This is a genomic window from Amycolatopsis sp. NPDC051102, assembly GCF_040682815.1.
Lineage (GTDB): Bacteria > Actinomycetota > Actinomycetes > Mycobacteriales > Pseudonocardiaceae > Amycolatopsis.
The window spans coordinates 17,249-32,072 of sequence record NZ_JBFBBT010000026.1; the positions used below are offsets into that span (position 1 = coordinate 17,249).

Annotated in this window: 12 protein-coding genes; all 12 read left to right on the forward strand. The window is 69.3% G+C overall.

Features of this window, described 5'->3' with window-relative positions:
* Position 1: 1 nt before the first annotated feature.
* The 12 genes from AB0M93_RS41855 to nuoN are packed head-to-tail and all read left to right on the forward strand — an operon-like array spanning position 2 to position 14,823.
* Positions 2-751 carry an NADH-quinone oxidoreductase subunit C gene (locus AB0M93_RS41855; protein ID WP_364285172.1) on the forward strand — a complete coding sequence of 250 codons (750 nt, stop codon included), beginning with the start codon at positions 2-4 and terminating at the stop codon, positions 749-751.
* Positions 748-2,145: an NADH-quinone oxidoreductase subunit D gene (locus tag AB0M93_RS41860; protein WP_364285174.1), complete on the forward strand. Its 1,398-nt coding sequence runs from the start codon at positions 748-750 to the stop codon at positions 2,143-2,145. The genes AB0M93_RS41855 and AB0M93_RS41860 overlap by 4 nt, the downstream gene beginning before the upstream one ends.
* Positions 2,142-2,999 carry an NADH-quinone oxidoreductase subunit NuoE gene (gene nuoE, locus AB0M93_RS41865; RefSeq protein WP_364285176.1) on the forward strand — a complete coding sequence of 286 codons (858 nt, stop codon included), beginning with the start codon at positions 2,142-2,144 and terminating at the stop codon, positions 2,997-2,999. Before AB0M93_RS41860 ends, nuoE begins: the two co-directional genes overlap by 4 nt.
* On the forward strand, positions 2,999-4,297 hold the full coding sequence (gene nuoF / locus AB0M93_RS41870; protein ID WP_364285178.1) for an NADH-quinone oxidoreductase subunit NuoF: 1,299 nt from the start codon (positions 2,999-3,001) through the stop codon (positions 4,295-4,297). The genes nuoE and nuoF overlap by 1 nt, the downstream gene beginning before the upstream one ends.
* A complete protein-coding gene (locus tag AB0M93_RS41875; RefSeq protein WP_364285180.1) occupies positions 4,294-6,765 on the forward strand; it encodes an NADH-quinone oxidoreductase subunit G in 2,472 nt (823 codons plus the stop codon). The genes nuoF and AB0M93_RS41875 overlap by 4 nt, the downstream gene beginning before the upstream one ends.
* Positions 6,762-8,111, forward strand: coding sequence for an NADH-quinone oxidoreductase subunit NuoH (gene nuoH, locus AB0M93_RS41880; protein ID WP_364285182.1), 1,350 nt, complete (start codon positions 6,762-6,764; stop codon positions 8,109-8,111). Before AB0M93_RS41875 ends, nuoH begins: the two co-directional genes overlap by 4 nt.
* A complete protein-coding gene (gene nuoI, locus AB0M93_RS41885) occupies positions 8,098-8,622 on the forward strand; it encodes an NADH-quinone oxidoreductase subunit NuoI (RefSeq protein WP_003081846.1) in 525 nt (174 codons plus the stop codon). The genes nuoH and nuoI overlap by 14 nt, the downstream gene beginning before the upstream one ends.
* Positions 8,619-9,494, forward strand: coding sequence for an NADH-quinone oxidoreductase subunit J (locus AB0M93_RS41890; protein ID WP_364285186.1), 876 nt, complete (start codon positions 8,619-8,621; stop codon positions 9,492-9,494). Before nuoI ends, AB0M93_RS41890 begins: the two co-directional genes overlap by 4 nt.
* Positions 9,491-9,790: an NADH-quinone oxidoreductase subunit NuoK gene (gene nuoK / locus AB0M93_RS41895; RefSeq protein WP_360680313.1), complete on the forward strand. Its 300-nt coding sequence runs from the start codon at positions 9,491-9,493 to the stop codon at positions 9,788-9,790. Before AB0M93_RS41890 ends, nuoK begins: the two co-directional genes overlap by 4 nt.
* Positions 9,791-9,800: 10 nt before the next feature.
* A complete protein-coding gene (nuoL, locus tag AB0M93_RS41900; protein WP_364285188.1) occupies positions 9,801-11,702 on the forward strand; it encodes an NADH-quinone oxidoreductase subunit L in 1,902 nt (633 codons plus the stop codon).
* Complete coding sequence (locus AB0M93_RS41905; protein WP_364285190.1) at positions 11,702-13,252, forward strand: NADH-quinone oxidoreductase subunit M; 1,551 nt, start codon at positions 11,702-11,704, stop codon at positions 13,250-13,252. Before nuoL ends, AB0M93_RS41905 begins: the two co-directional genes overlap by 1 nt.
* 2 nt (positions 13,253-13,254) lie before the next feature.
* Positions 13,255-14,823: an NADH-quinone oxidoreductase subunit NuoN gene (gene nuoN, locus AB0M93_RS41910; RefSeq protein ID WP_364285192.1), complete on the forward strand. Its 1,569-nt coding sequence runs from the start codon at positions 13,255-13,257 to the stop codon at positions 14,821-14,823.
* Position 14,824 lies beyond the last annotated feature (1 nt).

Below are 14,824 nucleotides of genomic sequence, written 5' to 3' on the forward strand. Positions count from 1 at the left end.
GATGACTGAGAACCCCCAACCCGGCGAAGAGCAGTCCAGCGCCGAGCGCGCCGAGACCGGCCTGACGGCGAAGGGACCGGGCGCGGCCGAAGCGGTCGTCACCGGCCGCGAACGCCAGGGCATGTTCGGCGTCCACGGCACCGGCGACACCTCCGGCTACGGCGGCGTCCGGCTCCCGGCCTACAGCCCGGCGCCGGCCGAGCGCCCGTACGGCGGCTGGTTCGACCAGTTCGCCGACGAGTTCTACGCCGCGCTGGCCGAGCGCAAGATCCCCGCCGAGGCGATCCTGCAGACGACGGTCGACCGCGGCGAGATCACCTTCTACGTCGCCCGCGAGCACCTGCCGGCGATCGCCAAGACCCTGCGCGACGACGGCGGCCTGCGGTTCGAGCTGCTGTCCTCGGTGTCCGGTGTGGACTACGGCGTCGACGTCCCGCAGCGGCTGCACGCGGTCTACCACTTCACGTCGCTGACCTACCGGCGCCGGATCCGGCTCGAGGTCACCCTCGACGTCGAGGACGCGCACGTGCCGTCGCTGGTCGAGACGTACCCGACCGCCGACTGGCAGGAGCGCGAGGCCTGGGACATGTTCGGGATCGTCTTCGACGGCCACCCGGCGCTGACCCGGATCCTCATGCCGGACGACTGGGAGGGCCACCCCCAGCGCAAGGACTACCCGCTCGGCGGGATCCCGGTCGAATACAAGGGCGCGGAGATCCCGCCGCCGGACCAGCGGAGGTCTTACTCGTGAGCACCGAAAACCTGTCGGACGTCACGACCGGTACTTCGACGACCGAGGCCGGCAGCGACAGCACCGACGACAAGGCCGGCACCGACAACGTCGGCTACGCCGACTCCCGCGACACCACCGAAGGCCGCGTCTACACGGTCTCGGGCGGCGACTGGGACGACGTCATCGCCGACGCGGCGCACGACGAGCGCATGGTCATCAACATGGGCCCGCAGCACCCGTCGACGCACGGCGTGCTCCGGCTCGTGCTGGAGATGGAGGGCGAGACCGTCACGCAGCTGCGGTCGGTCATCGGCTACCTGCACACCGGCATCGAGAAGAACTGCGAGTACCGGACCTGGACCCAGGGCGTCACCTTCGTGACGCGCATGGACTACCTGGCCCCGCTGTCGACGGAGATGGCGTACTGCCTCGGCGTCGAGAAGCTGCTGCAGATCGAGGCCCCGCGCCGCGCGCAGCTGCTGCGCGTGATGCTGCTGGAGATCAACCGCATCGGCTCGCACCTGGTCTACATCGCCACCGGCGGCATGGAGCTCGGCGCCACCACCGCGATGACGCTCGGCTTCCGCGAGCGCGAAGAGGTGCTGCACCTGCTGGAGCACCTGACCGGCCTGCGGATGAACCACGCGTTCATCCGCCCCGGCGGCCTCGCGCAGGACATGCCGGCGGACTACCGCGAGAAGGTCACCGAATTCGTCAAGACGATGAAGAAGCGCCTTCCGCTGTACGACAAGCTGTTCACCGGGCAGCCGATCTGGCGGAACAGGCTCAAGGGCGTGGGGTACCTGCCCGTCGATGCGTGCCTCGCGCTCGGTGTCACCGGCCCGGTGCTTCGCAGCGCAGGCCTGCCGTGGGACCTGCGCAAGACCGAGCCGTACTCCTGCTACGACGAGTTCGACTTCGACGTCCCGGTCGACAACGGCGCCGACTGCTGGTCGCGCTACCTCATCCGGGTACACGAGATGCACGAGAGCCTCAAGATCATCGAGCAGTGCCTGGAGAAGCTCGAGCCGGGCCCGGTCATGGTCGAGGACAAGAAGGTCGCCTGGCCCGCGCAGCTGTCCATCGGCAGCGACGGCATGGGCAACTCCCTCGAGCACGTCAAGAAGATCATGGGCCAGTCGATGGAGTCCCTGATCCACCACTTCAAGCTGGTCACCGAGGGCTTCAAGGTGCCGGCCGGGCAGGTCTACACGTCCGTCGAGTCGCCGCGCGGCGAGCTGAGCGCGCACCTGGTGTCCGACGGCGGCACCCGGCCGCTGCGGGTCCACGTGCGCGAACCGAGCTTCGTGAACCTGCAGTCGATGCCCGCCATGGCCGAGGGCGGCCTGGTCGCCGACGTGATCGCCGCCATCGCCTCGATCGACCCCGTCATGGGGGGAGTGGACCGATGACCACAGCAGTTCCCGAGCCGGGCCCGAACTACTCCGCGAAGACGCACGCGGCGGCCGGCCCGGACACCGACGTCGTCGCCATCGCGCCGGACCCGGCGGTCGCCGCCGGGATCATCACGGAGACGCCGCTGGAAGACATCTTCGACGCGGACATCCACGCCAAGGCGCAGGAGCTGATCGCGCGCTACCCGATGTCCCGCTCGGCGCTGCTGCCGATGCTGCACCTCGTGCAGTCCGTGCAGGGGTACGTCAGCCAGGAGGGCATCGCGTTCTGCGCGAAGCAGCTCGACCTGTCCGACGCCGAGGTCAGCGCGGTCGCGACGTTCTACACGATGTACAAGCGCAAGCCGTGCGGCGAGCACCTCGTGAGCGTCTGCACCAACACGCTGTGCGCGGCCATGGGCGGCGACGCGATCTACAAGCGGCTCCAGACGCACCTGGGTTCCGAGGCGGAACCGCTGGGGCACAACGAGACCGCGGGCACGCCGAACGAGCCGGGCTCGATCACCCTCGAGCACGCCGAGTGCCTCGCGGCCTGCGACCTCGCGCCGGTCATCCAGGTCAACTACGAGTACTTCGACAACCAGACCGAAGAGAAGGCCGTCGCGCTGGTCGACGCGCTGCAGGCGGGGAAGAAGCCGGCCCCGACGCGCGGTGCCCCGCTGACGAACTTCAAGGGCGCCGAGCTGCAGCTCGCCGGGTTCTTCCCGGAGGACGAAGCGGCCTACCGCCGGGACGTCGACGGCCCCTCGCAGGCCGTCGAGACGCTGCGGGGCGCGAAGCTCGCGCAGGACCGCGGCTGGGTCGCCCCGGTGGCTCAGGACGTCCCCTTGCCGGAAGTGGAGAAGAAGTAATGGCCGATCCCATTACCCCGGTCCTCACGAAGCGGTGGCTGTCGCCGAACTCCTGGCAGATCGGGACGTACGAGGCACTCGAGGGCTACACCGCCGTCCGCAAGGCACTGGCCGGGACGCCCGAGCAGCTCGTCCAGCTGGTCAAGGACTCCGGCCTGCGCGGCCGCGGCGGCGCGGGCTTCCCGGCCGGCATCAAGTGGTCCTTCATGCCGCCGAACTTCGACAAGCCGCACTACCTGGTCATCAACGCCGACGAGGGCGAGCCGGGGACCTGCAAGGACATCCCGCTGATGATGGCGGACCCGCACTCGCTCATCGAGGGCTGCATCATCGCCTCGTACGCGATGCGGTCCAACCACTGCTTCATCTACGTCCGCGGCGAGGCGCTGCACTGCATCCGCCGGCTCAACGCGGCCGTGCGCGAAGCCGAAGCGGCGGGCTACCTCGGCGAGAACATCCTCGGCTCCGGCTTCGACCTCAAGATCACCGTCCACGCGGGCGCGGGCGCGTACATCTGCGGCGAAGAGACGGCCCTGCTCGACTCGCTGGAAGGCCGTCGTGGCCAGCCGCGGCTCAAGCCGCCGTTCCCGGCCGCCGCCGGTCTCTACGCCGCGCCGACCACGGTGAACAACGTCGAGACCATCGCGAGCGCGCCGTTCATCGTCAACGGCGGGTCGAGCTGGTTCCGCGAGATGGGCCGCGAGAAGTCGCCCGGTCCGAAGATCTACTCGATCTCCGGCCACGTCGAGAAGCCCGGCCAGTACGAGTGCCCGCTCGGCACCACGCTGCGCGAGCTGCTCGACATGGCGGGCGGCATGAAGGACGGCATCCCGCTCAAGTTCTGGACCCCGGGCGGCTCCTCGACCCCGATGTTCACCGCCGAGCACCTCGACGTTCCCCTGGACTTCGAAGGCGCGGCGGAAGCCGGGTCGATGCTGGGCACCACCGCCGTCCAGGTCTTCAACGAGACCGTGTCGGTGCCGTGGGCCGTGATGAAGTGGACGCAGTTCTACGAGCACGAGTCCTGCGGCAAGTGCACGCCGTGCCGTGAAGGCACGTACTGGCTGGCGCAGATCCTCGAGCGGATGGTCGACGGCCACGGCACCGAAGAGGACATCGACACCCTCCTCGACGTCTGCGACAACATCCTCGGCCGGTCCTTCTGCGCCCTCGGTGACGGCGCGGTGTCGCCGATCACCAGCGGCATCAAGTACTTCCGCGAGGAGTTCCTCGCGCTGTGCGAAGCGAACCGGCACGAACAGACCAAGCCCGAACTCGTGGGAGCGCAGGCATCATGACGATCGCGCCTGACAAGCCCGAAACCACCGAGACGCCGGTCCCCGAGGGCCACGTCAAGCTGGTCATCGACGGCGAAGAGGTCATCGCCCCCAAGGGCGAGCTGCTGATCCGCACGGCCGAACGCCTCGGCACGGTCATCCCGCGGTTCTGCGACCACCCGCTCCTCGACCCGGCGGGCGCCTGCCGCCAGTGCCTGGTCGAGGTCGAGATGGGCGGCCGTCCGATGCCGAAGCCGCAGGCGTCCTGCACGATGACGGTCGCCGACGGCATGGTCGTCAAGACGCAGCTGACGTCGCCGGTCGCGGACAAGGCCCAGCAGGGTGTGATGGAGCTGCTGCTCATCAACCACCCGCTGGACTGCCCGATCTGCGACAAGGGCGGCGAGTGCCCGCTGCAGAACCAGGCGCTGGCCCACGGCCGCACGGAATCGCGGTTCGTCGACACCAAGCGGACGTTCCCGAAGCCGCTGCCGATCTCGACGCAGGTGCTGCTGGACCGCGAACGCTGCGTCCTCTGCCAGCGCTGCACCCGGTTCTCCCGCGAGATCGCCGGCGACCCGTTCATCGAGCTCCTCGAACGCGGCGCCCACCAGCAGATCGGCACCGCGGAGACGGCGGACGTCCTGGACCTGGCCTCGCGGACGACGTCCGGCCAGCCGTTCCAGTCCTACTTCTCCGGCAACGTCATCCAGATCTGCCCGGTCGGGGCCCTGACCAGCGCCGCCTACCGGTTCCGGTCGCGGCCGTTCGACCTGGTGTCCTCGCCGAGCGTCTGCGAGCACTGCTCGTCCGGCTGCGCCGAGCGCACCGACTTCCGGCGCGGCAAGGTCCAGCGCAAGCTGGCCGGCGACGACCCGGAAGTCAACGAAGAGTGGATCTGCGACAAGGGCCGGTTCGCCTTCCGCTACACCGGCGCCGAGGACCGCATCCGGCGTCCGCTGGTCCGCAACCGCGAGACCGGTGAGCTGGAAGAAGCGTCCTGGACCGACGCTCTGCGCGCCGCGGCCGCGGGGCTCGTCGAAGCCCGGTCCAACGGCGGCGTCGGCGTCCTGCCCGGTGGCCGGCTGACCGTCGAGGACGCCTACGCGTACTCGAAGTTCGCCCGCGTCGCCCTGAAGACGAACGACGTCGACTTCCGCGCCCGCCCGCACTCGGCCGAGGAACTCGCGTTCCTCACCTCGCACGCCGTGGGCGTGACGCCGGAGTCCGGCGTCACCTTCGGCGAGATCGAGCGGGCCCGCACGGTCCTGTGCGTCGCCTTCGAGCCCGAGGACGAAGCCCCGATCGTGTTCCTGCGGCTGCGCAAGGCGGCCCGCCGGAACAAGACCCGGGTCGTCCACTTGGGACAGTGGACGACGTCGTCGGTGCGCAAGACGTTCGGCGAGCTGCTCGCCTGCGTCCCCGGCCAGGAAGCCGCCGCCGTCGAGGGCATCGCCAAGCACGCGCCGGACCTCGACGAGGCCCTGCGCGGCGAAGGTGCCGTCGTCCTGGTCGGCGAGCGCGCCGCCGCGATCCCCGGCCTGTTCGCCGCCCTGCACGACCTGATCGAGCGCACCGGCGTCCGGCTCGCGTGGATCCCGCGCCGCGCCGGCGACCGGGGCGCGCTGGAGACCGGTTGCGTGCCGTCGCTGCTGCCCGGTGGGCGGCGCGTCGGCGACGACGCCGCCCGCGTCGCGGTCGAGAACGCCTGGGGCGTCCCGCTCCCGGCCGTCCCGGGTCGTGACACGACCGACATCCTGCTGGCCGCTTCGGCCCGCGAGCTCGGCGGCCTGGTCGTCGGCGGCGTCGACCCGTACGACCTGCCGGACCCGGCCCTCGCGCTGCGCGCGCTGGACAACGCCGGGTTCGTGGTCAGCCTCGAACTGCGGCACAGCGCGGTGACCGAGCGCGCGGACGTCGTGCTCCCGGTGGCCGCGTCGGACGAGAAGGCCGGCAGCTACCTCAACTGGGAGGGCCGCACCCGCCCGTTCGACACGACCATCGAAGGCACCGGCGCCCTGCCGGACTGCCGGGTGCTCGACACGCTCGCCGTCGAGATGGACGCGGACCTGTTCACGCAGACGCCGGCCGCCGCCCGCGGTGACTTCGAGAAGCTGGGCCAGGCTTCGGCGCTGCGCTGGAGCCACGTCGCCGCCGAGGTCGCGCCGCCCGCGACGCCGGGTGCCGGCCAGGCGGTCCTGTCGACCTGGCGCCAGCTGATCGACAACGGATCGCTGCAGGACGGCGAGCCGCACCTCAAGGGCACCCAGCGCACGCCGGTCGCGCGGCTCTCGGCGAAGACCGCCGAAGGCCTGGGCGTCACCGTCACGGTGAGCACCGAACGCGGTGCGATCACGCTGCCGGTGGAGATCGCCGACCTGCCCGACGGTGTCGTGTGGCTGCCGGGCAACTCGGACGGCTCCGCCGTGTTCAAGACGCTCGGTGCCGGCCACGGCGCCGTCGTGAACCTCGCTGGAGGTGGGCAATGACCCCGCTGCTGACCGAAGCTGCCGTCGGCAGCGTGCCGGACGCGGCCACGCGGGCGGCGCTGCTGGCGGACGACCCGTTGTGGCTGATCCTGCTCAAGTGCGTGGTCATCCTGCTGATCGGGCCGATCCTGACGATCTTCCTGATCGTCTGGGAGCGCAAGGCGGTCGGCCGGATGCAGAACCGGCCCGGCCCCAACCGCGTCGGGCCCGGCGGTTACCTGCAGTCCCTGGCGGACGCGATCAAGCTGCCGTTCAAGGAACAGATCATCCCGGACACCGCCGACCGCAAGGTGTACTTCCTCGCCCCGGTCGTCTGCGTGGTGCCTGCGCTGATCGCGCTGTCGGCCATCCCGTTCGGGCCGGTCGTGTCGATCTTCGGCGAGCGGACCGTGCTCCAGCTGCTCGACCTGCCGGTCAGCGTGCTGGTGATCCTGGCCTGCTCCTCGATCGGCGTCTACGGCATCGTGCTCGCCGGCTGGTCGTCCGGCTCGCCGTACCCGCTGCTCGGCGGCATGCGCAGCGCGGCGCAGGTGATCTCCTACGAGATCGCGATGGGCCTGTCGATCGTCGCGGTGATCCTGCAGGCCGGGTCGCTGAACCTGGCCGACATCGTCGGCGCGCAGCACAAGGTGTGGTTCCTCTACCTGGTCCCGAGCTTCGTGATCTACCTGATCTCGATGGTCGGCGAGACCAACCGGGCCCCGTTCGACCTCCCCGAGGCCGAGTCGGAGCTGGTCGGCGGCTTCCACACCGAGTACAGCTCGATGAAGTTCGCGATGTTCTTCCTCGCCGAGTACGTCAACATGGTGATCGTCTCGGCGTTCGCGACGACGCTGTTCCTCGGCGGCTGGATGGCCCCGTGGCCGCTGTCGCTGATCGGGAACAACGTGCTCAACACCGGCTGGTGGCCGATGCTGTGGTTCTTCGCGAAGATGTTCCTCCTGCTCTTCGGGTTCATCTGGCTGCGCGGCACGCTGCCCCGCCTGCGCTACGACCAGTTCATGCGCCTGGGCTGGAAGGTCCTGGTCCCGCTGAACCTCGTGTGGATCGTCATGGTGACCTTCGCGAAGGTCATCACCTGGAACACCACGACCATCATCATCGCCGCGGTCGCGATCTTCATCGTCGTCGCGCTGTTCTTCTACGTCCGCGCCGCCGGCCGCGAAGAGGAAAGCGAGTCGGTCCCGGTGACCGGCGGCGGCTTCCCGGTCCCGCCGCTGGACCTCAAGGTTCCGCAGACCACCCCGCGTCAGAAGGCCCTGGCCAAGGCCGAGGCGAAGGCGGCCCGCCGCAAGCCGGCGGCCGTCGGTACCGCAAAGGAAGGAGCGCAAGATGGGGTTTCTTGATCCCGTCAAGGGCTTCGGCGTCACCTTCGGGATGATGTTCAAGAAGGTCGCCACCGAGGAGTACCCGGAGGCCGGCGCGCCGGCCGCACCGCGGTACCACGGACGGCACCAGCTGAACCGGCACCCGGACGGTCTCGAGAAGTGCGTCGGCTGCGAGCTGTGCGCGTGGGCGTGCCCGGCGGACGCGATCTTCGTCGAGGGCGGTGACAACACCGAGGAAGCCCGGTACTCGCCGGGCGAGCGGTACGGCGCGGACTACCAGATCAACTACCTGCGCTGCATCGGCTGCGGCCTCTGCATCGAGGCGTGCCCGACCCGGTCGCTGACGATGATCAACTTCTACGAGCTGGCCGACGACGACCGCCAGCGGCTGATCTACACGAAGGAAGACCTGCTCGCCCCGCTGCTGCCCGGCATGGAGCAGCCGCCGCACCCGATGCGGCTCGGCGAGAACGAGCAGGACTACTACGTGAACGGACCCGAACTCGCGCGCGGGGAGGGCGTCAAGTGATCACCGCTCTCCTGGCCGCGGCGCCGAACGCGTCCGCGGGTGTCTCCACCGGCGAAGCGATCGCGTTCTGGGTCCTCGGCCCGGTCTCGCTCCTCGGCGCGCTCGGCATGATCTTCTCCCGCAACGCCGTCCACTCGGCGCTGTGGCTGGTGCTGACCATGCTGAGCCTGGGCGCGCTGTACATGATCCAGTCGGCGCCGTTCCTGGGCTTCACGCAGATCATCGTCTACACCGGCGCGATCATGATGCTGTTCCTGTTCGTGCTGATGCTGGTCGGCCGGGAGAGCTCGGACTCGGTCGTCGAAGTCCTCCGTGGACAGCGGCTGGCCGCGACGGTGCTCGGCATCGGGCTCGCCGCGCTGCTGGCGATGGGGATCTACCGGGCACTGGCGAACGTCACCCCGGCGATCCCGCTCGATTCCGCGACACCGGCGGGCGGCGGGCCGAAGGGCCTGGGCCGGCTGATCTTCACCGACTACCTGTTCCCGTTCGAGCTGACGTCGGCGCTGCTCATCACCGCCGCGATCGGCGCGATGGTGCTGGCCTTCACCGACCGGCACGCCAAGGGCGGGAAGCTCACGCAGAAGGAACTGGTGCTGCTGCGCTTCCGCGGTGAGCACGACCGGCCGTCGCCGCTGCCCGGCCCGGGTGTCTTCGCCACCGCCAACTCGGTGGCCACCCCGGCGCTGCTGCCGGACGGCTCGATCGCGCCCGAGTCGCTGTCGGCGATCATCGAGTCCACCTCGGCGATCGAGCTGGCGAAGGAACGCAAGCTCGTCGCCGACGAGGGACCGCACCCGGACGCGCACGCGCTGGTCGGCTCCGAGGGTGCTTCGAAGGCCCCGGAGGTTTCGGAAGGGGAGAAGGCATGACCCCCACGTACTACCTGCTGCTGTCGGCGCTGCTGTTCGCGCTCGGCGCGGTCGGCGTGCTGGTGCGGCGCAACGCGATCGTCGTGTTCATGTGCATCGAGCTGATGCTCAACGCCGTGAACCTGACGCTGGTCACCTTCGCCCGGATCAACGGCGGGCTCGACGGCCAGATCATGGCGTTCTTCGTCATGGTCGTCGCGGCCGCCGAGGTCGTGGTCGGCCTGGCGATCATCATGGCCATCTTCCGCACCCGGCGCTCGGCCTCGGTCGACGACACCAACCTGCTGAAGTACTAGGAGACACCGAGTGACCGCATCATCGTGGCTGCTGGTGGCCCTGCCTGGCCTCGGCGCCCTGATCCTGCTGCTGGCGGGGAAGCGCGCCAAGGCCTGGGGGCATCTGCTCGGCTGTGCCACCGTCACCCTGGCTTTCATCTACGGCGTCATCCTGTTCTTCAGCGCCGACACGGGCACCACGACCGACACCAAGGTCTACTCGTGGATCCCGGTCGGGCAGCTGCAGGTGGACTTCGGGCTGCGGATCGACGCGCTGTCGCTGACGTTCGTGCTGCTCATCACCGGCGTCGGCATGCTGATCCACTACTACTCGATCGGCTACATGGCCGACGACGAGGGCCGGTACCGCTTCTTCGCGTACCTGAACCTCTTCGTCGCCTCGATGCTGATCCTGGTGCTGGGCAACAGCTTCGTGACGCTCTACCTGGGCTGGGAAGGCGTGGGTCTCGCCTCCTACCTGCTGATCGGCTGGTACCAGGGCCGTCCGTCCGCCGCGACCGCGGCGAAGAAGGCGTTCCTGATGAACCGCGTCGGTGACGTCGGGCTCGCGCTGGCGATCTTCATCATGTTCAAGTACGCGGGTTCGACCGGCTACGCGCAGGTGTTCCAGGCGGTCGGCGACGGCAAGTTCTCGACGGGCGCGATCACCGCGATGGCGATCCTGCTCCTGCTGGGCGCCTGCGGTAAGTCCGGCCAGTTCCCGCTGCAGGCGTGGCTCCCGGACGCGATGGAGGGCCCGACCCCGGTGTCGGCCCTGATCCACGCGGCAACGATGGTCACCGCCGGCGTCTACCTGGTGGCCCGCTCGAAGGACATCTTCAACGCCACCGAGGACGGCCGGCTGATCGTCACGCTGGTCGGCACGGTGACGCTGCTGCTCGGGTGCATCATCGGCTGCGCCTACGACGACATCAAGAAGGTCCTCGCGTACTCCACGGTCAGCCAGATCGGCTACATGATGCTGGCGGTCGGCCTCGGGCCGATCGCGTACGCGCTGGGCATCATGCACCTGGTCGCGCACGGCTTCTTCAAGGCCGGGCTGTTCCTCGGCGCCGGGTCGGTCATGCACGGCATGAACGACGAGGTCGACATGCGGAAGTTCGGCGGGCTGCGCAAGCACATGCCGATCACCTTCATCACCTTCGGCCTCGGGTACCTGGCCCTGATCGGCATCCCGCCGCTGTCGGGCTTCTTCACCAAGGACGCGATCATCGAGGCGGCGTTCGGCCAGGGCGGCTGGCGCGGCTGGGTGATGGGCGGCGCAGCGCTGCTTGGCGCCGGGCTCACCGCCTTCTACATGACGCGCCTGATGGTGATGACGTTCTTCGGCAAGGAACGCTGGAAGGACATCAAGAGCACCGACGGCCACGACTTCCACCCGCACGAGTCCAAGCCGGTCATGTGGGTCCCGATGGCCGTGCTGGCGGTCGGTTCGGTCGGCGCCGGCTGGTTCTTCTCCCAGGGCAAGACCTTCGCCCACTGGCTGACCCCGTCGGTCGGCGAGCTGGAGGAGGCGCACCACCTGCCGGTGGACGCCTGGGTGATCTCGGTGGCGGCGGTCGTGCTCTCGCTGCTCGGGGTCGCGCTCGCGTACCTGATCTTCCGCCGTGACGTCCCGGTCGAGCAGCCGCAGCGGGTCTCGTTCGTCACCCGGGCCGCGCGCAAGGACCTGTACGGCAACGCCCTCAACGAGACGCTGGTCGCCCGCCCGGGCACCTGGCTCTCGCGGGCGCTGGTGTTCGTCGACAACCGCGGCGTCGACGGCGCGGTCAACGGCCTGGCCGCCGGTCTCGGCGGCGGGTCCGGCCGGCTGCGGCGGCTGCAGACCGGGTTCGTCCGGTCCTACGCGCTGTCGATGCTGGGCGGCACGTTCCTGCTTCTGGCGGCTCTCCTGCTGGTGAGGTTCTCCTGATGACCTGGTTGCTCATCCTCATCCTGGTGCCGCTCGCCGGCTCCCTGGTGCTGGCGTTCCTCAAGGGGAACGACCGCGCCGCGGTGCTGGCCGCGCTCGGGTTCTCGATCCTCGAGTTCCTGCTGATCATCCCGTTCTGGCTCAGCTACACGGCTTCCGGGCCCCGGCTGCAGATGACGTCGAGCTTCGACTGGATCCCCAGCTTCGGCGTGCACATCGCGTTCGGCACCGACGGCATCTCGCTGATCATGATCGCGGTGATCGCGCTGCTGGTGCCGATCGTCGTCGGCGGGCTCGGCACGCTGGACAAGCTGCCGCCGGGCCGCAGCGCGGGCGGCTTCTTGTCGCTGATCCTGTTGCAGGAAGCGCTCACGATCGGCGTGTTCGCCGCGACCGACGTCTTCCTGTTCTACGTGCTGTTCGAGATCATGCTGATCCCGATGTACTTCCTCATCGGCGGCTACGGCGGCGCGAACCGGCAGTACGCGGCGGTGAAGTTCTTCCTGTACTCGTTCCTCGGCGGCCTGATCATGCTGGCCTCGGCGATCGGGGCGTACTCGCTGGCGAAGGACAAGCTCGGGCACGGCACGTTCGACTGGGCCACGCTGGTGACGGTGGTGCGCGACGCGCCGCTGTCCACGCAGATCTGGCTGTTCCTCGGGTTCTTCCTGGCGTTCGCGATCAAGGCGCCGCTGGTGCCGTTCCACACCTGGCTGCCGGACGCGGCGGGGGAGGCGCCGATCGGCGTCGCCGTCCTGCTGGTCGGCGTGCTGGACAAGGTGGGCACCTTCGGGTTCCTGCGCTACTGCCTGCCGATGTTCCCGCAGGCGAGCAAGACGCTGGCGCCGCTGGTGCTGGTGCTGTCGGTGATCGGTGTCCTCTACGGATCGATCCTCGCGGCCGGGCAGCGGGACATGAAGCGGTTCATCGCCTACGTCTCCATCGCGCACTTCGGGTTCATCTCGCTGGGCATCTTCGCGTTCAACGAGCAGGCGATGGTCGGCTCGGCGACGTACATGCTCAACCACAGCCTCGCGACCGGCATGCTGATCGTGGTGATCGGCCTGGTGATCGCGCGCGGCGGGTCTTCGAAGATCTCCGACTACGGCGGCATGGCGAAGGTGACCCCGTTGCTGGCGGGGCTGTTCCTCCTCGCCGGTCTGTCCACTTTGTCCCTGCCCGGCACGAACTCGTTCGTTTCGGAGTTCCTGGTGCTCATCGGGTCCTTCGTGGACCAGCCGGTGTACACGATCCTCGCCACGGTGGGCATGGTCCTGGCCGCGGCGTACGTCTTGTGGCTCTACCAGCGGGTCTTCCAGGGGCCGGTCCGCGGTGACGCGCTCGTGGGCGTCGGCGGGGGCCCGGGCACGGCGATCGCGCCGGAGCTGGGTGCGAAGAAGGCGATCCGCGACCTGAACGGCCGGGAGATCGCGATCCTCGCGCCGCTGGTCGTGCTGATCATCGTCCTCGGCTTCTACCCGAAGCCGGTGCTCGACACAGTCACCCCGACGGTGCAGCAGACGCTGTCCGCGGTTCAGGGAGGCAAGTAAAAGTGCTCGACATCCTCCTGACCCAGGCGCCGGCGCCGATCGCGACGCCGTCGGTCGACTACCCGGCGGTGCTGCCGGTGCTGATCGTCTTCGGCGCGGCGTGCGTCAGCGTGCTGGTCGAGGCGTTCGCGGCGAAGCGCTCCCGGTTCGGCATCCAGGTCGGCCTGAGCCTGGCGGCGATCGTCGCGGCCGGCGTCAGCCTGATCATCTACGCGACGGGCAACGCCCCGGCGGGCGGCGTGACGACGTTCAGCGGCGCGATCTCGATCGACCGCCCGGCGCTGTTCCTCTGGGGCACGCTGCTGGCCCTGGCGGTCGGCGCGGTGCTGCTGATCTCGGACCGCGTGGTCGAGCCGGGCGGCGCGCTGGTCGCCCAGGCGGGCATCCGCCCGGGCACGGTCCAGGACCGCGCGCAGACGGCGACGGTGATGCAGACCGAGGTGTTCCCGCTGACGCTGTTCGCCCTCGGCGGCATGATGGCGTTCACCGCGGCGAACGACCTGCTGACGATGTTCATCGCGCTGGAAGTGCTGTCGCTGCCGCTGTACCTGATGTGCGGCCTCGCGCGTCGCCGCAGGTTGCTCTCGCAGGAGGCGGCGGTCAAGTACTTCCTGCTGGGCGCGTTCTCCTCGGCGTTCTTCCTCTACGGCTTGGCGCTGCTGTACGGCTACGCGAACTCGGTGAAGCTGGGCGAGATCGCGGCCGCGGCGGCGGGTTCGGACCGGTCGGACACGCTGCTGTTCGCGGGCCTGGGGCTCCTGGTGGTGGGCCTGCTGTTCAAGGGGTCGGTGGGCCCGTTCCACACGTGGACCCCGGACGTGTACCAGGGAGCGCCGACGCCGGTGACGGCGTTCATGGCGGCGTGCACGAAGGTGGCGGCGTTCGGCGGGATCCTGCGGGTGCTGTCGGTGGCGTTCTCGTCGACTTCGTGGGAGTGGCGCGGAGTCCTCTGGGGCGTGGCGATCATCTCGATGGTGATCGGCGCGGTGCTGGGCCTGACGCAGACGGACGTCAAGCGCATGGTGGCGTATTCGTCGATCGCCCACGCGGGCTTCCTGCTGGTCGGGGCGATCGCGATGACCCGCGACGGCCTGTCCAGCACGCTGTTCTACCTGCTGGCGTACGGCTTCACGACGCTGGCGGCGTTCGGCGTGATCAGCCTGGTCCGTGATTCCTCGGGCGAGGCAACGCACCTCTCGGCGTGGGCCGGTCTCGCGAAGCGGTCACCGTTGCTGGCGGGGGTGTTCACGTTCTTGCTGCTGGCGTTGGCGGGTATTCCGTTGACGTCGGGGTTCGTGGGCAAGTTCGTGGTGTTCTCGGCGGCGCTGTCGGACGGAATGGCCCCGCTGGTGGTCGTGGCCCTGGTGTTCAGCGCGGTGGCGGCGTTCTTCTACCTCCGGGTGATCGTGCTGATGTACTTCTCCGAGCCGGCGGCGGACGGGCCGTCGGTATCGGTCCCGGGCTTCGGCACGGGGACGGCGATCTTCCTGGGCACGGCGGTGACGTTGGTGCTCGGATTGGTCCCGGCGTTCGCCCTGTCTTGGGCAGGAGCCGGCGGTTTCGCTTTCTGAG